The following is a 19,974-nucleotide window of genomic DNA, read 5'->3' as shown; positions in this document are numbered from 1 at the left end:
CCTCCATCGTGAGGGGCGTTGTCGTTCATGGCTCAGGCCAGCTTCACGTTCATGGTGATCTGCGCGGTGAACACCGCTTGCTCCTGGCCATCGAAGGCCGTCACCGCCACCACCTTGTCCCCGGCGCTGGACCAGTCCACCGCGCTGCCGTCGGCCACTGCCCGGATATCGCCCTTGGCCTTGGCCAGGTAGGCCACGGTCATGCCCTTGGGAATCCACCGCGCACCGGCGGGAATCGACACATCGGTCATGACCCCGGCCGCCAGTTCGGCTGCATTGCACAGGGCGATGGCGTGCACCGTACCCAGGTGGTTGGTGATTTCCCGGCGAAACGGTACCCGCACCTGGCAGTGGCCAGCCTGCAACTCATCGATCAAGGGCGTGATGCTGGAGAAGTAGGGCGCCATCTGGCAGGCCATCTGGGTGAATTTTTCCGCCCCGGCGGCGTTGAACATGCTGAGAACCTGGCTCATGGAAATGCCTCGCTGTGGTAGGGGAGCAGGGTTTACAGAATAATATTCTGTAAAAGAACAATATTCGGTAAAAAGAAAACCTGTCAAGCTATGGGTCTTGGCAGGCCGTTGAACAACGTAGGCGAGGCAGTCAGCGCAAGGCAAAAACAGGCGAAAAGCGCAGTTTACGAGTGGTAAATGAGCATTTTGACCGGGCTGGCGCACCAGCTTGTTTTTAACGCAGCGATGGCAACGCAGGTAGTTTTCAAACGGCCTGTTAGGCTCGTGCCTGCCCCATCCATTGACCCTGCAAGGAGCCAGATCCCCCATGCCGGATACCGATCTGCTGGAACGCTGCTACCCGGGCCGTCGCGCCGAACTCAAGCGCACCATCCTCCAGCAGGCCCTGGGCTGCTTTAACCGGCTGGGCCTGGAGGCCACTACCATCGAGATGATTCGTGCCGAATGCGAGACCAGCGTCGGCGCCATCTATCACCACTTCACTCACAAGGAAGGCCTGGTCGCTGCGCTGTTCTTCACCGCCCTGGACGACCAGGCGCAATTGCGCGACAGCTACCTGGCCCAGGCGCAGACCCTGGAGCAGGGCGTCCAGGCCCTGGTGCACAGCTATGTGGATTGGGTCGACGCCCAGCCGGAGTGGGCGCGGTTCCAGTTCCATGCACGCTTTGCCGTGACCCGTGGGCCCTTCAGCCAGGAGTTGGCCGAGCGCAACCGCACGCGCAACCGCAGCTTGCTGGAGTGGCTCAAGGCGCGTTCGGCGTCGGACGCTTTGCCGGCCATCCCGGCCGAACTGCTACCGTCGTTGATCATCGGCCAGGCCGAGAGCTATTGCCGGGCCTGGTTGTCCGGGCGGGTCCAGGGGCGTCCCCGCGAGTACCGCGAGCACTTGGCCGCTGCGGCCTGGCGCTCCCTCGCCGGCCTGTAGCAGGCGCAAGTGCGCAAGATTGTTCAAGCCAGGACCGGCAGTAGCTGGCACAGTCCGGGTCCATCATTTGCGTGCGGGGTTCCATGTCCAGCGTTCTTCTACCGCGCGCCGCCTTTATCCGCGGCGCCATCGCCATCGTGCCCTTGTCCCTGGCCACCGCGCCCTGGGGCTTGCTGGCCGGTTCCATGGCCATCGAGGCCAATCTCTCGCCGTTGCAGGCCCAGGGCCTGTCGGGCATCGTGTTCGCCGGTGCCGCGCAGCTGGTGGCCATCGGCATGCTAAAGGGCGGGGCGGGGATCTTCTCGATCCTGCTGACCACCTTGCTGCTCACCTCCCAGCACCTGCTGTATGGCATGAGCATGCGGTCGGTGATCGCGCCGTTGCCGGGGCGCTGGCGCCTGGGCCTGGGCTTTCTGCTCACCGACGAGCTGTTCGCCCTCACCAGCGCCCACGACAAGCAGCAGTTCGACCGCTGGTATGCCCTGGGCGTGGGCCTGACCTTCTACGTGGCCTGGAACCTGTTCACCCTGCTGGGCATCGTGCTCGGCAAGAGCATTCCGGGGCTTGAACACCTGGGGCTGGACTTCTCCATCGCCGCCACCTTCATCGCCTTGATCACCCCCCTGGTGCGCAATGTGCCGACCGTGGTCTGCGTCGCGGTGTCGTTGTTCTGCTCGGTGCTGTTGAGCTACTGGCAGTGGGGCTCGGCCCTGGTGATCTCGGGCCTGGCGGGCATGACCGCGGGTTTTGTCTGCAACAAGCTGTATCGGGGGCGCGCATGATGGTCTGGGCAGTGATTTTCGGCATGGGCCTGCTGGTCTTCCTCAACCGCTACGTGTTCCTCGAACCGCGCCTGCCGCTGCGCTTGAGCAGCAATGCGCGGCAGTTCCTCGGTTTCGCCGTGCCGGGCATGCTCACCGCGATCTGCGGGCCGATCGTGTTCATGCCCGAGCACCAGTTGAACCTGCGGCTGGACAACCCCTATCTGCTCAGCTCCCTGGTGGCCATCGTGCTGGTGATCTACACCCGCAACACCTTGCTCAGCATGCTGTTGAGCATGGGCTTCTTTTTTCTCTTGCGCTGGTGGCTGTAGCGGCCGATTGCGGTAGCCTGGGCACCTTTGGGCCCAGGCGGCCCACCCACCGCAACGGAAGCACTGGATGAGCGAATTTCCCCATGATATCGACCTGGACCAGTTCTGGGGCCAGGATGATCCCGCCAAGCGCCTGCCACCTCCCAGCGACCAGCTGATCGCCGAACTGCAAGAGGAACTGGGCTACCGCTTCCCCGATTCCTATGTGGCCTTCATGCGCCTGCGCAATGGCGGGCGGCCCGAGCTCACCTGTTTCCCGGTGGAGCAGGGCACCTCCTGGGCCGAGGATCATTGTGCTATCGACTCGTTCCTGGCCATCTCCCGCGAGGGTGGCGACAGTCTGGGCGGACCCTCCGGCAGCCGTTTCATGATCGAGGACTGGGGCTATCCGGACCTGGGGATCTACATCTGCGACTGCCCGTCCGCCGGGCACGACATGGTGGCCCTGGACTACAGCGAGTGCGGGCCGCAAGGTGAGCCGCGAGTGGTGCACGTGGACCAGGAGGGCGACTACGAGGTGACCGTCCTGGCCCCTGACTTCGAGACCTTCGTCCGTGGCCTGGTGTCCTGGGAGGTCTACGACACCTCCGAGCAGGACTACCTGGATGACCTGGACAAGGTGGCCAACGCCGAGTTCTCGCCGATGCTGGCCGAGCTGCTGGAACACTTCGCCCAGGTGCCGGACCTGGGCCTGCGCATCCGCCACATCGCCCTGGGCATCGTCCAGGACAAGCGCTACTTCGCCCTGCATGCCGACCCGCTGTCGCAACTGCTGTACGACCTGCAGTTCTGGCTGTACCAGGAACGCCACGGGGTCATCGGCAAGCAGCAGTACCTGCAGGACTACCGCGAGATGATCGCCTTCGCCAAGGGCTTCGGCAGCGGTGGCTACGCCCCCGACTTCATCAACGACTGGTGGCGGGCACGGATGGCCGGCGGCCAGTTGCTCCAGGTCGGTGGTGGTTTTGCCTTCAGCGCCGAATACCGCCAGCACCTGCTCGCGCAGCTGGCTGGCTTTCCCGCCACCCCCCTTGATCTCCAGGAGCAACCATGAGCGAGGCCTCGATCCGCATCACCGGCGAGCAGACCCTCTCCGACAACTGGTATGTGTTGAAGAAATACAGCTTCGAGCTGCGTCGCCGCGACGGCAGCTGGCAGGCCCAGACCCGCGAGGTCTATGACCGCGGCAACGGCGCCACCATCTTGCTGTACAACCTGGAGCGGCGCACGGTGCTGCTGACCCGGCAGTTCCGCATGCCGGCCTATGTCAACGATCACGACGGCTACCTGATCGAGACCGCCGCCGGGCTGCTGGACAACGCCAGCCCCGAGGTGCGCATCCGCCAGGAAGCCGAGGAGGAAACCGGCTACCGGGTCGGCGAGGTGCAGAAGGTCTTCGACGCCTTCATGAGCCCCGGCTCGGTAACCGAGCGCGTGCATTTCTTCATCGCCCGCTACCAGGCCGATGACCGGATCGACGACGGCGGCGGCCTGGAGCACGAAGGCGAGGACATCGAGGTCCTGGAACTGGACATCGACCAGGCCCTGGGCATGATCCACAGCGGGGAAATCGCCGACGGCAAGACCATCATGCTCCTGCAGTACTTGCAGTTGCATGTGCTCAAGCCCCGCAGCCTGATGGTGCTGGTGGCCGGTCCTTACCGTTCCGGCACCGGTGATGACCCAACGCTGCTGGCGCGCAACGTCGAGGCCATGGAGCAGTGTGCGGCGCAGGTGCTGGCCGCCGGGCATTTTCCGCTGCTGGGGGAGTGGGTGGCCCTGCCCATGACGCGCCTGGCTGGCTCCACGGCAGTGGGCGATGAAGTCTACGAAGCGCAGTTCCATGCCTATGCCGAGCGCCTGTTGCAGCGCTGCGATGCGGTGTTGCGGATTGGCGGGCCATCGGCCGGCTGCGACGCCATGCTCGAGCAGGCCCGACGCCAGGGCCTGGCCATCTATCACGGGGTGGAACAACTGCCGGTACTGACTATCCCATCCCCGGCCTGAGTGCCGCGGCCGCCAGGCCACCAAGCCGGTGCGTACCCGGGTCGAGACCGGGTACCGCGGGCATTTCTGCCGTCGGGTCATGTCATCGGTGTGGTGCGTTGCCAACGCCTGGCGGGAAAATACTGTCTATCGTCTATAGGCAAGCGGGAGCTTCGTCGAAAGCCGCGTGTGAACCGCAGGGACGCGCCGGTCGATTGATCGCCATGGCACCTGGAGCACTATGGAAAACCACGGTCCTGTTCTGCCCCAAGGGTCCAGCCCCTCCAACCAGGCGCTGACCCGGGTCACCTTGTTCGGCTGCTGCGGATTATTGCTGGCGCTGTTCCTGTTTACCGCGATGTTGCTGGTGTACATCGCCCTCGAACAGAACCACAGCGCCGAGCAGCACAACCGACTGGATATCGACAAGGCCCTGCAAACCCTCGCCAGCAGCACCCGTACCACGCTCAAGGATTATGCCCTGTGGGGCGACGCCTACCAGAACCTGCACCTTAAGGTCGATATCGACTGGGCGTTCACCCGGCAGAACTTCGGTCCGACCCTGTACCGCGATCTAGGCTTCGATGCCGTGTTCGTGATCGATGCCCACGGCGCCACCTCCTATGCCCTGGTGGCTGGCCAACTGGCTGCGGTGGACGCACGGACCTGGCTGGGCCAGCAACTCGCAACGCTGGTGGAGCAGACCCGCCTGACGCCTGCGGGCAATCCGGTCAGTCGCTACGTGTCCATTGGCGGCACCCCGGCCCTGGTGGCCGCCGATGTGCTGAGCCCGGGCAACGATCCCGAGGTGCGCGCCGATGCCGGGCCACAATCGGTGGTGATCTTCGTGGCCCGTCTGGACCCGCCGCGCTTGCTGGCGCTGGGCAAGGGCCTGGATATCGAGCGACTGCAAGTGGCCGGTGGCACGCCAGCTTCGGGCCTGCCGCAACTGGTCTTGCCCGATGGCGCCGGCGCCTTGCAGTGGCAACCTTCGCAGCCCGGCCACCAACTGCTGGTGCTGGTGATGCCCCTGCTCTTGCTGGCCGGGCTGCTGGTGGGGGCGATGGCTGCCGTCCTGTTGCGCCGGGCAGCGCTGGCGGCCCGGGTCATGGACCAGCAGATGCATGCACTGCAAGCCGGGCGTGCGGCGTTGGCGGCCAGCGAAGCTCGCTTTCGCGACGTCGCCGAGGCCGCGTCCGACTGGATCTGGGAAGTCGACGCGCATTTGCGTTTCACCTACTTGTCCGAGCGTTTCCAGGCGGTTACCGGGCTCTCTCGGGAGGCGACCCTGGGCCAGTCCCTGGATGATTTGCTCAGCAGCGAGCAAGGCGGGTTGTCCCCATGGCTGGCGCAACCGGAGCGTCGCTCCCGGGAGGTGTTGCAGTGCACCTACCTGGATGGCAGCCGGCAGTCGCGGATTTGCCGCCTGTCCCTGCGGGCCATGCCGGGCGGCGGCTACCGCGGCACCGCCAGCGACATCACCGAGGAGGTCATGGCCCGGCGGCGGGTCGAGTACCTGTCGCAGCACGACACCCTGACCGGGCTGGCCAACCGCACGCGCATGCAGGAGTTCCTGGAGGGCAAGCTGTTGCTTTCGCCGCCGCTGCGCGAGCCACTGCTGATGCTCAGCGTCGACCTGGACCGCTTCAAGCCGGTGAACGACCTGCTGGGCCACGGGGCCGGCGACCAGGTGCTGCACGAGGTGTCCCGGCGCCTGTGTCGCTGCTTGCGCAGTGAGGACCTGGTGGCCCGGGTCGGTGGCGACGAATTCGTGCTGGTGGTACCCGGGCATGTGGCCCAGGTGGAGATCGAGGGCTTGTGCCGGCGAGTGATCGAGCAGATCGAGGCGCCGTTCTACGTGGCCGGCCACGAGGTCTTCATCAGCGCCAGCATCGGCATCGCCCGGGCCCCGGCGGATGCGCTGCAGGCCGATGAGCTGCTGCGCCTGGCCGATATCGCCCTTTACGAGGCCAAGGCCGCAGGTCGCAGCACCTGGCGCTTCTATGCCTCGCAGATGAATGCCCGGATCGTCGAGCGCCGGCGCCTGGAACAGGACTTGCGCCAGGCCATCGAGCAAGACCAGTTGCTGTTGCAGTTCCAGCCGCGCTACCGGCTGGTCGGGCGGCAACTGGTGGGGGCCGAGGCCCAGGTGCGCTGGCAGCACCCGCAGCACGGGCTGCTGGGGCCAGAGGTGTTCGTGCCGATCGCCGAGGACAGCGGGCTGATCCTGCCGCTGAGCAACTGGGTGCTGCATGCCGCCTGCAAGACGGCGCAGGCGTGGCCCGAACCGCTGCGGATCGCGGTCAAGGTCTCGGCCTCGGAATTCCAGCGGGCCAAGCTGGTGCCGCGGATCAAGGCTGTGCTCGAACACAGCGGCCTGGCGCCCGAGCGCCTGGAGCTTGAGATGACCGACAAGCTGCTGCTGGACGATCGCCGCCAGGTGCTGGAGGTCATGCGTGGGCTCAAGGCCCTGGGCGTGAACCTGCTGATGGACGACTTCGGCAGTGGTCACTGGGCGTTGCAGCACCTGCAGAACCTGCCCCTGGACGGCTTGAAGGTCGATCGCAGCTTCGTTGCCGCGTTGGTCGATAACCCGGCCGGCCGCTCTATCGTCCAGGCGGTCATCGACCTGGGGCATGCGCTGTCGTTGCGGGTCATTGCCGAAGGTGTGGCAAGCGCCGAGCAGTTCGAGATATTGCGTCAGGTCCGCTGTGATGAAGTGCAGGGGCCGTTCCTGGCCGGGCCGCTGGCGGCGGAGGGTTTGTCGACGCTGTTCGCCGAGTTGCCGGCCAACGCCGATCCGACCCCCTGAACCCCCTTGCCCCCTGAACCTGGCCATGACAGCCCCAAGCGCCTGTCGATCTGGCGTCTGCAGATTGCGCTCGGGAATTTTCCAGATCACCAGCCCAGGTGATGTCTGCTTGAAGGCTGGACGGGTGAAATAGGTGCGGGTGAGGCGTGCAATTCGCCGTGGTTGCGCACGGGTATCCGTGGCGTTACAGCCATGCGTTCGGAGGATCTGGCTGGTATCTTGGCGCGCCGGCGCTGGCCGGCGATCCGGGGACGCTGCGGCGCACCTGTCATGTTCTTGCAACGCCTGCGTGCCAATAAGAATCCGCTATGTTTGATCGGCACCGTCCTGCAATCCGGGCAGGGACACGTCTGTTTTTTCAAGGAGAGGTCACGATGAGAAAGTTTTTTGCCCTGATGGCAGCGCTGACGCTGACCCTGGGGATGGTGGGCATCAGCGACGCACGCTCGCCCAAGCAGCAGCGCGATTCGGTGGCCGGGACTTTCGACTACTACCTGTTGAGCCTGTCCTGGTCGCCAACGTTCTGCCTGATGCACCCGGATAATGAACAGTGCTCGGGCAAGGGCTACGGTTTTGTCCTGCATGGCCTGTGGCCGCAGTACGCCCGTGGCGGCTGGCCGGAGTCGTGCCCACCGCTGACTCAGTTGAACCAGCAAGAGCGTGCCAAGGGCCTGACCCTGTTCCCCACCGAGAAGCTGCTCAAGCATGAGTGGAGCAAGCACGGCACCTGTAGCGGCCTGGGAGCCATGGGCTACCTGGACGCGGCGGACAAGGCCCTGGCCAAGGTGCAAATCCCCGAAACCCTGCAACCCTCGACCAGCGTGCGCTACTACGAAGCTGCAGAGATCGCCCAGCAGTTGCGCCAGAGCAACCCTGGGATCACCGCCAATGGTGTCGCAGTACTGTGCAGCGGGCCTGAACTGTCCGAAGTACGGGTCTGCCTGAACAAGGACCTGGAGTTCGCCGACTGTGGCAAGGGTGTGAAGACCCAGTGCCGTTCCGGGCAGATCCGCATTCCGCCGATCCGCTGAGCCGGGCTGGCCTGCCGGCTCCCGCCCAAGGGAGCCGGCTCCTGGCTACAGGGCGGCGAGCAGGTGCCCCAGGCGCTCGACAGTAGGGGCGCTGCAATCCTCCATCGGTGCCCGCAGATGGGGCTCGATCAAGCCCTGGCGAGCCAGCAGCGCCTTGACCGGGGCCGGGTTGGGTTCGCTGAACAAGCCCTGGATCAGTGGCGCCAATTGCATGAAGGTGGTCCTGGCGGCCTCCAGTCGCTGGTCCATGACTTGCCGGTGCAATTGCACGAACAGCTCGGGGCGGATATGCGCCGAGGCGGCAATGGCGCCGCTGGCGCCCAGGCACAGGGCGCTGAACAGTTGCAGGTCTTCGCCGCACAACACCTGCACCTCGCCACTGGCCAGCAGGGCCAGGGTCTTCTCCAGGTTACCTGCGCAATCCTTGACCGCTGCGATCCGTGGGTGACGGACGATGTTGAGCAGGGTGTCCTGGTTCAGGGTCACGCCGGTGCGGTAGGGGATGTCGTAGACGATCAACGGCACGCTGGAGGCATCGGCCAGGCGATGGAAAAACTGCTCCAGGGCGGCCTGGGAGGGCCGAATGTAATAGGGCGCGGGCACCAGCAGGGCGGCAATCGGCCGCTCCAGCACCCGCTGCTGCATGGCCAGCAGCTCCTGCAGGTTGTTGCCCGCCAGGCCCATGATCACTCGGGTCGCAGGCGCCAGTTGCAGCACCTCGTCGAGTACGGCCAGTTGTTCGTCCTTGTCCAGCGCGGCGGCTTCGCCGGTGGTGCCGCAGACCACCAGCCCGGCCACTGCGCTTTCCAGCAGGTGGGCCGCGAGGCGGCGCAGGGCGACGAAATCGATGGCGCCATTGTGAAAGGGCGTGACGATGGGGACCCAGATACCTTGAAACGATGACATGCAGATTCTCCTGATGCTTGACCGTCGGGTCGTCGTCAGAAGAGTAGAAGGGCGGTCAGCGGGGGGTATCCGAGGCGAGGTCCTGTCAGCTCATCTGACGGGACACAGCGCCCCGGTCACATGAGCGACTGTTTCTTCGATTTGCGATTGCAGGCCACCCACGCCGGAGCCTTGGCAACCAGGCCAATAGCGCGCGGATCGTGGAGGGTGGCTTGGGACATGATGGCTGGCGGCTCGCAAATTCAGGCGCTCAGTTTTAAGAGCCGGCCGGGGCTTTGTCAATCCTCAGATCGGGGCTTTTTTAGGGCCTGGAGCGCCTGGCGCCGTTGGTGTCGGGAACCTTTCTCAGACAGGATTTCGCTTGCCAGGCTACGTATTGATCCAGATCAAGAAGACGCGAGATTGTCCGGTGTGCCTTCTTGCCCTTGGCAAAAAATTAGTCGCACTCACCAAGGCTGTATCTAAACTCGACTGCACCGGCGCCGACTGCCGGGGAAGTCTTGCCGGGGTGCAGGAGCAGTCTTCGGGTCATCGCAGGATGCGCAAGTTGCTGTTTGATCACGACGGACAATCATCAGACTTCCTGCGGGGTTTTTCCGGTGAAAAACAATCTCCCAGTGACCCAGCGCGAGCGGGTCTTTCCTGCCGAGCAGCGCCTTATTTCCGCTACCGACACCCACGGCAAGCTCACGTACTGCAACGACGAGTTCGTGGCGGTCAGCGGCTTTTCCCGCGAGCAACTGATCGGTAGCCCGCACAATATCGTGCGCCACCCGGACATGCCCCCGGCCGTATTCGCCCATATGTGGTCCTATCTCAAGGATGGCAAGAGCTGGATGGGCATCGTCAAGAACCGCTGCCAGAACGGCGACCATTACTGGGTCAATGCCTATGTCACGCCGATCTTCAGCGCTGGCGTGGTCACCGGCTACGAGTCGGTGCGGGTCAAGCCCGAGCGCGAGCAGGTCGAGCGCGCCGCGGCCCTCTACCAGCGCATGCGCGGCGCCGACATGGCCATGCCCTGGAGCCAGCGGCTGCTGGTGGCTGGCGAGATCCTGCTGCCGCCGCTGTTGGCCCTGGCAGCCATTGCCCTGTCCAGCTGGCTGGGTGGGCCCTGGACCGGATTGGCCGCTGCCGTGGCCGGGCTGTTCGCCGTGCAGGCCTATGGTGCGTATCACACCCGACGGCTGCTGGCACGCATCAGCGCGGTGTCCCTGGGCAGCTTCGATAGTGAACTGATCGCCCGTACCTATACCGACGAGCGTGGCCCGGTGGCGCGCTTGCAGATGATCCTGATCAGCGAAGCGGCCAAGATCCGCACCGCCCTCAGTCGCCTGGGCGACTACGCCAACCAGGCCGCGGCGCTGGCCTCCAGCAGCCAGAGCCTGTCGCGCCAGGCGGAATCGGCCCTGGGCAAGCAGCGCGACGAAGCGGACATGGCGGCCACGGCGATGAACCAGATGGCGGCCTCCATCGCCCAGGTCTCGGTGCATGTGCAGGACACCGCTTCGGCGGCCGACCAGGTCAATGAGCTGACCCATGTCGGTTCCGAGGAAGCCCGGCGGACCCGGGTCATGATCGAGAAGCTGGCCGATACCGTGGACACGGTCAGCCAGTCGGTCCAGGGCCTGGCCGATGAAACCCAGTCCATCCAGCTGGCGGCGAACATGATTCATTCCATCGCCGAGCAGACCAACCTGCTGGCGCTCAATGCTGCCATCGAGGCCGCCCGCGCCGGGGAGCAGGGTCGTGGCTTCGCCGTGGTGGCCGATGAGGTAAGGGCCCTGGCATCCAAGACCCGGGAGTCGACCCAGAGCATCCAGCAGATCATCGCCACCTTGCAGGAGGTGGCCAGCCAGGCAGTGGAAGTAGCGCGCCAGGGCAGTGTCGAGGCGCGTTCCGGAGTGGCCCAGGTGATCAGCACCGAACAGGCGCTGGACGGGATCAACTCGGCGATGGAGCGCATCCAGCAGATGAGCCAGCAGATGGCAGCGGCCTCCGAACAGCAGGCCCATGTGGCCGAGGAAATTTCCGGGCAGATCACCAATATCGCCCGGGTCTCGGACCAGAACGCCGATATCGCCGTGCACTCCTGCAGCATCGGCGGCGACCTTGAGTCCACGGCCCATGAGCTCAATGCCCTGGTCACGCGTTTCAATAGCTGAACGACGATTCAAGGGTTGTTTTCTTCAATACGTGATGTGGCTCGCTTCGTAATCTGTGGGCGGTCGATTCGACCCGGACAAGAGAGGCGAGAGATGAGCGTAGTGTTTTCCATGGCGGCCTTTGCCCTGGCCGCATCCATTACCCCGGGGCCGGTGAATATCCTGGCCCTGGGCAGCGGGGCCCGTTTCGGCTTCAAGGCCAGCCTGAGCCACGTCGCTGGCGCGACCCTGGGCTTTACCTTGCTGCTGGTACTGACGGGCCTGGGGTTGAACGAACTGTTGCGCCAGTGGCCGGTGCTGACCCAGGGCATCCGCCTGTTTGGCGTGGCGTTCCTGCTGTACATGGCCTGGAAGCTGGTCCGGGATGATGGTCGAGTGACTGCCGACGGCCAGGTCCGTGCACCTTCAGCCTGGTACGGCGCCCTGATGCAGTGGCTCAATCCCAAGGCCTGGCTGGCCTGCGTGGCCGGCATCGGGGCGTTTGCCGCCGACGGCGATACGCGCCTGGTCTGGCTGTTCGCCGCGGTGTATCTGGTTATCTGCTACCTGTCGATTGCCTGCTGGGCCTATGCCGGCAGTTTCCTGCGCCACTACCTGGACAATCCTGCGGGCATGCGCCTGTTCAATCGCAGCATGGCCGCGCTGCTGGCGGTCAGCGCGGCGTACCTGTTTACCTGAGGCCTTGCTGGTACTGCCCGGGTGTCGCGGCCAAGTGCTGCTTGAACGCCCGCTGAAAGTGCGCCTGGTCGGCAAAGCCGGCCTCCAGGGCCACCTCGGCGATCGATGCGCCGCTGCGCAGGCGGGCCTGGGCGAACTGCACCCGCTGGTTGACCAGGTAGGCATGGGGCGGCATGCCGAACCGCTGGCCAAAGGCGCGGGTCAGGTAGGAGGCCGAGAGTTGGGCGGCCTGGCAGATATCTTCCAGGACCAGGGGCTCGGTGCAGTGCTGGCGGATGTAACGGGCAGCCCGTTCGAGCTTTTCGTTGCTGTCCCGGGGAAGGCTGTCGGCCGGGTTCAGGCGCTGGTGCAGGTCGCTGAAGAACGCCACCGCGCAGCTGTGCTTGTGCAGGGTATCGCCGCGTTCGTCCACCAGGACCTGGTACAGCGTCTGGAGCTCGGCAAACAATTGTGGATCGTCGCTGTGGGTGGCGCTGAAAGGACGAAAGCCCGACGCCGCATCGAAGCCCAGCTCATGCTGCAAGGCGGTCAGCCAGGGGGTGTCGACGTAGAGCATGCGATAAGACCAGGGCTGGTCGTCGATGGGGTTGCAGGCATGCACCACGCCAGGGTTCATCAACACCACGGTGCCGGCGCCGACCCGCCACTGTTCGCCTTCACTGAGGTAGGTGCTCTGGCCCGCGGTGATGCAACCGATGGAGAACTGCTCATGGGCATGGCGGTTGTAGCAGACCTTGTGTCCATCGGCGATGGACCGGGCCTCGATGAAGGGCAGGGCTGGGTCGCGCCAGAAGCGCGGGGCGATGTCAGTGTGCAGGGCGCTCTTCATCAGGGCTGTCCATTGTCCAGGGTGCCGGCGATTGTAGAGGGGATGGCTCAGGATTTGCCATCGAACGCCCGCTGCAGGCGCTGGATATCCAGTTTCCTCATGCCCAGCAGGGCCTGCATCACCCGTTGCGAACGGCTCGGATCGGGGTCGCACATCATCTGCGCCAGGGCCTGCGGCACGATCTGCCAGGACAGGCCGAAGCGGTCCTTGAGCCAACCGCAGCGCTGGGCCTCGGGCGGCCCGCCAAAGCCCAGGGCATTCCAGTAGTGGTCCAGCTCGGCCTGGCTGCGGCAATGCACCTGCAAGGAAATGGCTTCGTTGAAGGTGAATGCCGGGCCGCCGTTGAGCGCGGTGAAGGCCTGGCCGTCGAGCTCGAACACCACGCTCATCACCGATCCCTCGGGGCGGCCATGGAACTCGAAGCCGGCCTTGCCGTAGTGGCTGACGTGGGTGATGCGCGAGCGCTCGAAGATCGAGCAGTAGAACTGCGCAGCCTCCTGGGCCTGGTGGTCGAACCACAGGCACGGGGTGATGGTTTGGATGCGTTGCATGCTGGCGACCCTCTGTCGACTGCTACCCCCCTTGAACAAGCGTAGCCAAGCCCTGGCCGGGTACGGGCGATTGAATGCTTGCTGACATGGGTTTCTTCAATGGTATCTTCGCTATCAGCCTCGAGTGGCCGTAGAACGCCGCAGCACTGGGGTGAAGCGCTACCTGAAATGCCTGCTGGTATCAGGCAGGCAGTGACTGCAAGGGGGGAGAAGCTGATGCGCCAGCCGCGATTCAAGCTGTTTTTCACCCACCGTCTGGCGCTCCTGGCGGGTGCCGAATCCCTGCGTTCGATCCGTGAAGGCCTGCTTTGGCTATTGCCATGCCTGCTGGTTTCGGCCGTGCTGCTGATCCTCGCCCAGTGTGTCCAGGCCCTGGGAGCGCCGAGGGCGGTGGTGGAGCTGCTGACGGGGCTGCACGACCGCATCAGCTCGATCATTCCCTTGCTGGTCGCGGCTTCCATCGGTTACATGCTGGCGATCCAGCATCGCCTGCCGCAGCTTCCCGTGGCCTTTCTCTGCCTGTCCCATGTAGTGATCGCCACCTACGTGTTGCGCGACTACCCGCTGGCGGCGGCGACGTTCGTGCTGTTCATCGCCATTGCCTCGCCACTGGTCAATGTTCCGATCATCGGCTGGCTGCACCGTCGGCGCTGGACCCGGCTGATCGCCGAGGACCTGGTGGGGTACAACCTGCAGAGCACCATCAACATGGTGCTGCCGGGGATCGTCACTTCGCTGTTGCTGGTGCTGGTGCTGCAACTGTTGCTGCAGGTCCAGGAGTTCGCCTATGTCCAGCGGCCGCTGGACCTCGATGAGCTGGGCAGTCCCTACCTGAGTGGGATACTGCTGACGGCCAGCAATTCGTTGCTGTGGTTCTTCGGGATCCACGGCAGCCACGCCATGCAGCCATTCATGGACGTGATGGACCAGGCGGTGTCGCTCAATGCGCTGGATCAGGCAGTCGGGCGACCCATACGTTATGCCCTCAATAGCGGGTTGCTGGGGTGTTTTGCCTTCATCGGCGGTTCCGGCGGTTCCCTGGCACTGGTCCTGGCGATCCTGGGGTTTTCCCGCAATCGCTCCATGCGCTTGCTGGCCCTAGCGAGCCTGGCGCTGTCGCTGTTCAACATCAATGAGCTGCTGTTGTTCGGCCTGCCGATCATCCTCAACCCGAGGTTGCTGGTGCCGTTCATGCTGGTGCCCATGGCCAACGTCAGCCTGGCGTTACTGGTGGTCCAGCAGGGGTGGGTGCGCCCGGCACTGGTGGAGGTGCCCTTTACCTCGCCGGTATTGCTCAATGCCTACCTCAGTACCCAGGGCGATTGGGGCGCGGTGTTGTTGCAACTGGTGCTGCTGGGGATCGGTACGCTGATCTATATCCCCTACATCCGCAGTATCCAGTACCAGGGCGAGGGCGCCGAGCAGGTCTACCTGAAGACCTTCGACACCACCTTTCATGGCCTGGAAGAACGGGGCCGCCTGTTCGAGCTGGACCCGATGGTGGCCTCCTATCAGCAAGCGGCCCGGCAGTCCTTGCAGCTGGCGCGAATCCAGCAGTTGAGCGAGTACGACTTCCACCTGGAGTACCAGCCCCAGGTGGCCAAGGGCAGTGGCCGTTGCACGGGGTGCGAGGCGTTGATCCGCGCCCGGGACCGCGACGGTCAGGTGCGCTCGCCCTGGGAATTGCTGCAGTGGCTGGGGCAGGCCAGGTTGATGCCTGAGGTGGATTTCTGGGTCGCCTCCCAGGCGGTACGCCAGTATCAGGCCTGGCGTCGCGAGGGCTTCGAGCTGCCGATCACCATCAATATCTCCAGTGCCACCCTGGCGTCGGTGGAGCACGGCCGGCGCCTGCTGGATATCCTTGCCCGAGCCGGTGGCCAGGTGTCGGTGGAGATCACCGAGGATGCCCTGGTGGGCGATGCGTTGCTGACCCAGCGCTGGATTGGGCAACTGCATGCGCTGGGGGCGCGGATCTACATCGATGACTTCGGTACCGGTTTTTCCGCCTTGAGCTATTTGCACCAGTTCCCGGTGGATGGGATCAAGATCGATCGCAGTTTCGTTCTCGCCCAATCCGACCCCAAGGGTGCCCTGGTACTCAATGGCCTGCTGCGTTTTTGCGAGACCCTGGACCTCAAGGTGGTGGTGGAAGGCGTGGAGACGGGCGAGCAACTGGAACTCCTGCAATCGAGTGCGGAGCTGGTGATCCAGGGCTGGTACTACAGCAAGTCGCTGCCTGCCCGCCAGCTCCCTGAATTCGTCAGGCAGCGGGCCCAGGACCGCGGTGCTTGAGCGGGCGCTTTATCGCCTGGCGACAGCTCTGGCCCAGGCATTGGCCATTTTGGACTACGCTTGCCGTCTTAGCCGCGAATGGAGTCAGCGATGTTGTACCCAAGCAAACCGAACAATGAGGCCCTGCGAATCCAGACCCTGCGGGCGCTCAATGTCCTCGATACCCCGCCGGAGGAGCGGTTCGACCGCCTGACCCGCCTGGCCAAGCGCCTGTTCAACGTACCCATCGCCCTGGTCAGCCTGGTGGATGGCGATCGCCAGTGGTTCAAGTCCTGCATGGGCCTGGATGCCAGCGAGACGCCACGGGATATCTCGTTTTGCGGGCACGCGATTCTTGGCGACCAGATCCTCACGGTTTGCGATGCCGAACAGGACGTGCGTTTCCATGACAACCCATTGGTGGTGGGCGACCCCGGGATCCGCTTCTACGCCGGTTGCCCACTGACGGTGGGCAATGGCAGCAAGCTGGGCACCTTGTGCCTGATCGACGTCAAGCCCCGGGACCTGGATGACGAGGAGCGGGCGCTGCTGCGGGATCTGGCACGCATGGCCGAGCAGGAGCTGGCGGCCGTGCAGATGGCCAGCATGGATGAGCTGACCCTGCTGTCCAACCGCCGTGGGTTCGAGGCCCTGGCCCGGCACGCGCTGGGCGTCTGCAAGCGCCTGGAGAAACCGGCGACGCTGCTGTTCTTCGATCTCAATGATTTCAAGCAGATCAACGACACCTATGGCCATGCCGAGGGCGACGGGGCATTGAAGACCTTCGCCGACGTGCTGCGCATCGCCTTTCGCGAGAGCGATGTGATCGGGCGCTTGGGCGGCGACGAGTTCGTGGCGTTGTTGACCGCCGCCGATCATGTAGAAACCTCGAACATCATGGCCCGATTGCGCGAGATCCTCGATGAACGCAACGCCACGTTGAAGCGTGGCTACGACATTCGCTTCAGCGTCGGCCAGATCGAATACAACGCCGAGCGCCATCCGGACGTGGAGGCGCTGTTGGCCGATGCCGACAAGGCCATGTACCTGCAAAAGCAGGCCAGCAAGCGCCAGCGTCAAGACTGATCGGCAGACAATGGCTCAGGCCCCGGAGCCTGGTTCAGCCGCGTCAGGCAGCGTCTTGGGATGTTGCCCTGATAGTAGGTACTGACCAGGAGTTTCCCGGGCTTGTTGACCTTGAGGTTGAGGAATTCATCACCGCAGCTGGGAAAGCGCTCGACGAACTCGCCCTGCGTCGGGTTGTAGATGAACACCCGGTGGATCGTGTAAGTACCCATCCCATCATCGACATGCCAGATGGCGAAGTCGCCGGCCCCATCGAAGTTGAAATCGTCGAGCTCGATGTGCAGCGGCTTCTCGGCCTGCACCAGCAGTTCTCTGGATTGGGTGTGACCGTTGCGTTGTATTTCCAGGCTGACCTGCTGGCCCTGTAGGGCAAGCGTGACGGTGCTGTGCTTGTCCGGCTGGAAAGTCGTCGGTTGGGCCTGGACGCTCATTGCGAAAAGACCGCTCAGGGCCATCATGGCCCATTGTTTGTCATGCATGGATTTGGCATTCCCGGTGATGAGGCAGGGCCTCGTCATCGGTCTCCTGTCAGGGGTTATCCGGCGTTTGCCGGTACTAGGAACGCGGCTTCCAGCAACTGCCGGGTGTAAGGGTGTTGTGGGGCGTCGAAGATGGCCCTGGCGTCTCCTTGTTCCACCACCTGGCCGTGCTTGATCACCATCAGTTGGTGGCTCAGGGCCTTGACCACCGCCAGGTCATGGCTGATGAACAGGTAGGTCAGGTTGTACTTGCCTTGCAGCCTGCGCAGCAGCTCCACCACTTGGCGCTGGACGGTGCGGTCCAGGGCCGAGGTCGGTTCGTCCAGGAGGATCAGCCGGGGCTTGAGCACCAACGCCCGGGCGATGGCGATGCGCTGGCGTTGGCCGCCGGAAAACTCATGGGGGTAGCGGTGGCGGGTCTGCGGGTCCAGGCCCACTTCCTGGAGTGCCTCGATGATCGCCTGTTCTTGTTCCTGCTCGGTGCCGATCCTGTGGATGCGCAAGCCCTCGCCAACGATCTGGCTCACGCTCATGCGCGGACTGAGGCTGCCGAAGGGGTCCTGGAACACCACCTGCATTTCCCGGCGCAGTGGCCGCACCTGTTGCTGCGAGAGGCGCTCCAGCTGCTGGTCCTCGAAGCGAATGGCGCCTTTGCTGGCGATCAGGCGTAGGATCGCCAGGCCCAGGGTCGACTTGCCCGAACCGCTCTCGCCGACGATGCCCAGGGTCTGGCCCTGGGGCAGGCTGAAGTGGATGCCATCCACCGCCTTGACGTGGTCCACGGTGCGGCGCAGCAGGCCCTTCCTGATCGGGAACCAGACCTTGAGGTCATTGACTTCCAGCAGTGGTGCGCCGACCTGGCTAGCGACCGGCAGGCCACTGGGCTCGGCGGCTAGCAGTTCCCGGGTATAGGGATGCTGTGGGGCCCGGAACAGCTCTTCGCACGGCGCCTGTTCGACGATCCGGCCCTTTTGCATGACGCAGACCCGGTGGGCGATGCGCCGCACCAGGTTGAGGTCGTGGCTGATCAGCAGCAGGGCCATGCCCAGGCGCGCCTGCAGTTCCTTGAGCAACTGCAGGATCTTCAACTGCACGGTGACGTCCAGCGCAGTGGTGGGTTCGTCGGCGATCAGCAGTTCCGGCTCGCAGGCCAGGGCCATGGCGATCATCACCCGTTGGCGCTGGCCGCCGGACAGCTCGTGGGGCAGGGCCTTGAGGCGCTTGCGTGGCTCGGGGATGCCCACCAGTTCCAGCAGTTCCAGGGTGCGCTGGGTGGCGACCTTGCCGGTCAGGCCCTTGTGGATCGCCAGCACCTCGTTGATCTGCTTCTCGATGTTGTGCAGCGGGTTCAGCGAGGTCATGGGCTCCTGGAAGATCATGGCGATGCGGTTGCCACGAATGTGCCGGATGCTCTTTTCTTTCAGGGTCAGCAGATCGTGCCCGGAGTAGTTGATGCTGCCCGACGGGTGCTGGGCCAGGGGGTAGGGCAGCAGGCGCAGGATGGAGTGGGCAGTGACCGACTTGCCCGAACCGCTTTCACCCACCAGGGCCAGGGTCTCGCCACGCTTGATGTCGAAGCTGATGCCTTCGACCACCCGCTGGCGCTGCTCGCCGGCGACGAATTCGACGGCCAGCTCGCGCACTTCGATCAGGTTGTCCTGGGTCATGTCATTTCCTCGGGTCGAAGGCATCGCGGGCGGATTCGCCGATGAACACCAGCAGGCTCAGCATCAGGGCCAGCACGGCGAAGGCACTCATGCCCAACCAGGGCGCCTGCAGGTTGGATTTGCCCTGGGCCACCAGCTCGCCCAGGGACGGCGCGCCGGGAGGCAGGCCGAAGCCGAGGAAGTCCAGGGCGGTGAGGGTGCCGATGGCGCCGGTGAGGATGAACGGCATGAAGGTCATGGTCGAGACCATGGCGTTGGGCAGGATGTGGCGGAACATGATGGCGCCGTTCTGCATCCCCAGGGCCCGGGCCGCGCGCACGTATTCCAGGTTGCGCCCGCGCAGGAACTCGGCGCGCACCACGTCCACCAGGCTCATCCAGGAGAACAGCAGCATGATGCCCAGCAGCCACCAGAAGTTGGGCTGCACGAAGCTGGCGAGGATGATCAGCAGGTAAAGCACCGGCAGCCCGGACCACATTTCCAGGAAGCGCTGCCCGGCCAGGTCCACCCAGCCACCGTAGAAGCCCTGGAGGGCGCCGGCGGTGACGCCGATGATCGAGCTGAGGATGGTCAGGGTCAGGGCGAACAGCACCGACACCCGGAAGCCATAGATGATCCGCGCCAGGACGTCGCGGCCCTGATCGTCGGTGCCCAGCAGGTTGTCGCTGGAGGGCGGCGCCGGAGCTGGCACCCGCAGGTCGTAGTTGATGCTCTGGTAGCTGAAGGGGATCGGTGCCCAGAGCACCCAGGCATCCTTCTGGGCCAGCAGTTCGCGGATGTACGGGCTCTTGTAGTTGGCTTCCAGGGGAAATTCGCCGCCGAAGGTGGTTTCCGGGTAGCGCTTGAGCGCCGGGAAATACCAGCCGTCGTCGTAGTGCACCACCAGGGGCTTGTCGTTGGCGATCAACTCGGCGCCCAGGCTCAGGACGAACAGCACCAGGAACAGCCACAGCGACCACCAGCCACGTTTGTTGGCCTTGAAGCGCTCGAAGCGCCGGCGATTGAGGGGGGACAGGTTCATC

General features: G+C 64.5%; 18 protein-coding genes and 1 pseudogene. 12 read left to right on the top strand and 7 right to left on the bottom strand.

Features of this window, described 5'->3' with window-relative positions:
• Positions 1–32: 32 nt before the first annotated feature.
• Positions 33–473, bottom strand: coding sequence for a hotdog fold domain-containing protein (locus ATY02_RS17770; RefSeq protein WP_068586723.1), 441 nt, complete (start codon positions 471–473; stop codon positions 33–35).
• 307 nt (positions 474–780) lie between these two features.
• On the opposite strand from ATY02_RS17770, the gene ATY02_RS17765 reads away from it, so the two are divergent.
• The 7 genes from ATY02_RS17765 to ATY02_RS17735 all read left to right on the top strand — a co-directional run bounded on the left by ATY02_RS17765 (position 781) and on the right by ATY02_RS17735 (position 8,320).
• Entirely contained in the window at positions 781–1,398 is a 618-nt protein-coding gene (locus ATY02_RS17765; protein WP_068586726.1) for a TetR/AcrR family transcriptional regulator, read from the top strand.
• An 83-nt stretch (positions 1,399–1,481) separates the two neighbouring features.
• Positions 1,482–2,180, top strand: coding sequence for an AzlC family ABC transporter permease (locus tag ATY02_RS17760; protein WP_022644076.1), 699 nt, complete (start codon positions 1,482–1,484; stop codon positions 2,178–2,180).
• Complete coding sequence (locus ATY02_RS17755; RefSeq protein ID WP_164485051.1) at positions 2,180–2,491, top strand: AzlD domain-containing protein; 312 nt, start codon at positions 2,180–2,182, stop codon at positions 2,489–2,491. The genes ATY02_RS17760 and ATY02_RS17755 overlap by 1 nt, the downstream gene beginning before the upstream one ends.
• Before the next feature lie 67 nt (positions 2,492–2,558).
• Positions 2,559–3,545, top strand: a complete 987-nt coding sequence (locus ATY02_RS17750) for an SMI1/KNR4 family protein (protein ID WP_068586728.1) — start codon at positions 2,559–2,561, stop codon at positions 3,543–3,545.
• Complete coding sequence (gene nudK / locus ATY02_RS17745) at positions 3,542–4,498, top strand: GDP-mannose pyrophosphatase NudK (protein WP_068586731.1); 957 nt, start codon at positions 3,542–3,544, stop codon at positions 4,496–4,498. Before ATY02_RS17750 ends, nudK begins: the two co-directional genes overlap by 4 nt.
• 220 nt (positions 4,499–4,718) lie before the next feature.
• Entirely contained in the window at positions 4,719–7,289 is a 2,571-nt protein-coding gene (locus tag ATY02_RS17740) for an EAL domain-containing protein (RefSeq protein WP_068586733.1), read from the top strand.
• A 374-nt stretch (positions 7,290–7,663) separates the two neighbouring features.
• Positions 7,664–8,320 carry a ribonuclease T2 family protein gene (locus ATY02_RS17735; protein WP_068586737.1) on the top strand — a complete coding sequence of 219 codons (657 nt, stop codon included), beginning with the start codon at positions 7,664–7,666 and terminating at the stop codon, positions 8,318–8,320.
• A gap of 45 nt (positions 8,321–8,365) precedes the next feature.
• Here ATY02_RS17735 and dapA read toward each other — a convergent pair whose 3' ends face one another.
• Positions 8,366–9,226, bottom strand: coding sequence for a 4-hydroxy-tetrahydrodipicolinate synthase (gene dapA / locus ATY02_RS17730; RefSeq protein ID WP_068586740.1), 861 nt, complete (start codon positions 9,224–9,226; stop codon positions 8,366–8,368).
• A gap of 599 nt (positions 9,227–9,825) precedes the next feature.
• Between dapA and ATY02_RS36640 the strand changes: the two are divergent.
• From ATY02_RS36640 to ATY02_RS17720, 3 genes and pseudogenes are all read left to right on the top strand, one after another.
• Positions 9,826–10,146, top strand: a pseudogene (locus ATY02_RS36640) (PAS domain-containing protein); the annotation flags it as partial.
• 75 nt (positions 10,147–10,221) lie between these two features.
• A complete protein-coding gene (locus ATY02_RS17725; protein ID WP_416220686.1) occupies positions 10,222–11,391 on the top strand; it encodes a methyl-accepting chemotaxis protein in 1,170 nt (389 codons plus the stop codon).
• A 93-nt stretch (positions 11,392–11,484) separates the two neighbouring features.
• Entirely contained in the window at positions 11,485–12,069 is a 585-nt protein-coding gene (locus ATY02_RS17720; RefSeq protein ID WP_068586745.1) for a LysE family translocator, read from the top strand.
• On the opposite strand, the gene ATY02_RS17715 is transcribed toward ATY02_RS17720, so the two are convergent.
• Both ATY02_RS17715 and ATY02_RS17710 read right to left on the bottom strand, forming a co-directional pair.
• A complete protein-coding gene (locus ATY02_RS17715; protein ID WP_068586748.1) occupies positions 12,062–12,898 on the bottom strand; it encodes an AraC family transcriptional regulator in 837 nt (278 codons plus the stop codon). The two genes, ATY02_RS17720 and ATY02_RS17715, sit on opposite strands and share 8 nt — an antisense overlap.
• A gap of 47 nt (positions 12,899–12,945) precedes the next feature.
• Complete coding sequence (locus ATY02_RS17710) at positions 12,946–13,449, bottom strand: VOC family protein (RefSeq protein WP_068586751.1); 504 nt, start codon at positions 13,447–13,449, stop codon at positions 12,946–12,948.
• A gap of 216 nt (positions 13,450–13,665) precedes the next feature.
• Between ATY02_RS17710 and ATY02_RS17705 the strand changes: the two genes are divergently transcribed.
• Both ATY02_RS17705 and ATY02_RS17700 read left to right on the top strand, forming a co-directional pair.
• Positions 13,666–15,741 carry an EAL domain-containing protein gene (locus tag ATY02_RS17705; protein ID WP_068586752.1) on the top strand — a complete coding sequence of 692 codons (2,076 nt, stop codon included), beginning with the start codon at positions 13,666–13,668 and terminating at the stop codon, positions 15,739–15,741.
• Positions 15,742–15,831: 90 nt separating this feature from the next.
• A complete protein-coding gene (locus tag ATY02_RS17700) occupies positions 15,832–16,806 on the top strand; it encodes a sensor domain-containing diguanylate cyclase (RefSeq protein WP_068586755.1) in 975 nt (324 codons plus the stop codon).
• On the opposite strand, the gene ATY02_RS17695 is transcribed toward ATY02_RS17700, so the two are convergent.
• Genes ATY02_RS17695 through ATY02_RS17685 form a run of 3 tightly spaced genes read right to left on the bottom strand, consistent with a single transcriptional unit; the run spans position 16,797 to position 19,973 of the window.
• Complete coding sequence (locus ATY02_RS17695; RefSeq protein WP_068586761.1) at positions 16,797–17,285, bottom strand: XAC2610-related protein; 489 nt, start codon at positions 17,283–17,285, stop codon at positions 16,797–16,799. The two genes, ATY02_RS17700 and ATY02_RS17695, sit on opposite strands and share 10 nt — an antisense overlap.
• Positions 17,286–17,341: 56 nt before the next feature.
• Positions 17,342–18,952 carry an ABC transporter ATP-binding protein gene (locus ATY02_RS17690; protein WP_068595679.1) on the bottom strand — a complete coding sequence of 537 codons (1,611 nt, stop codon included), beginning with the start codon at positions 18,950–18,952 and terminating at the stop codon, positions 17,342–17,344.
• Between the two features lies 1 nt (position 18,953).
• Entirely contained in the window at positions 18,954–19,973 is a 1,020-nt protein-coding gene (locus ATY02_RS17685; protein WP_068589023.1) for an ABC transporter permease, read from the bottom strand.
• Position 19,974: the final 1 nt, after the last annotated feature.

The sequence above is a fragment of the Pseudomonas sp. BIOMIG1BAC genome (assembly GCF_001705995.2).
GTDB classification, from domain to species: domain Bacteria; phylum Pseudomonadota; class Gammaproteobacteria; order Pseudomonadales; family Pseudomonadaceae; genus Aquipseudomonas; species Aquipseudomonas sessilinigenes.
The sequence above is the reverse complement of the archived record's forward strand: the minus strand, read 5'-3'. Positions and strand labels throughout refer to the sequence as shown.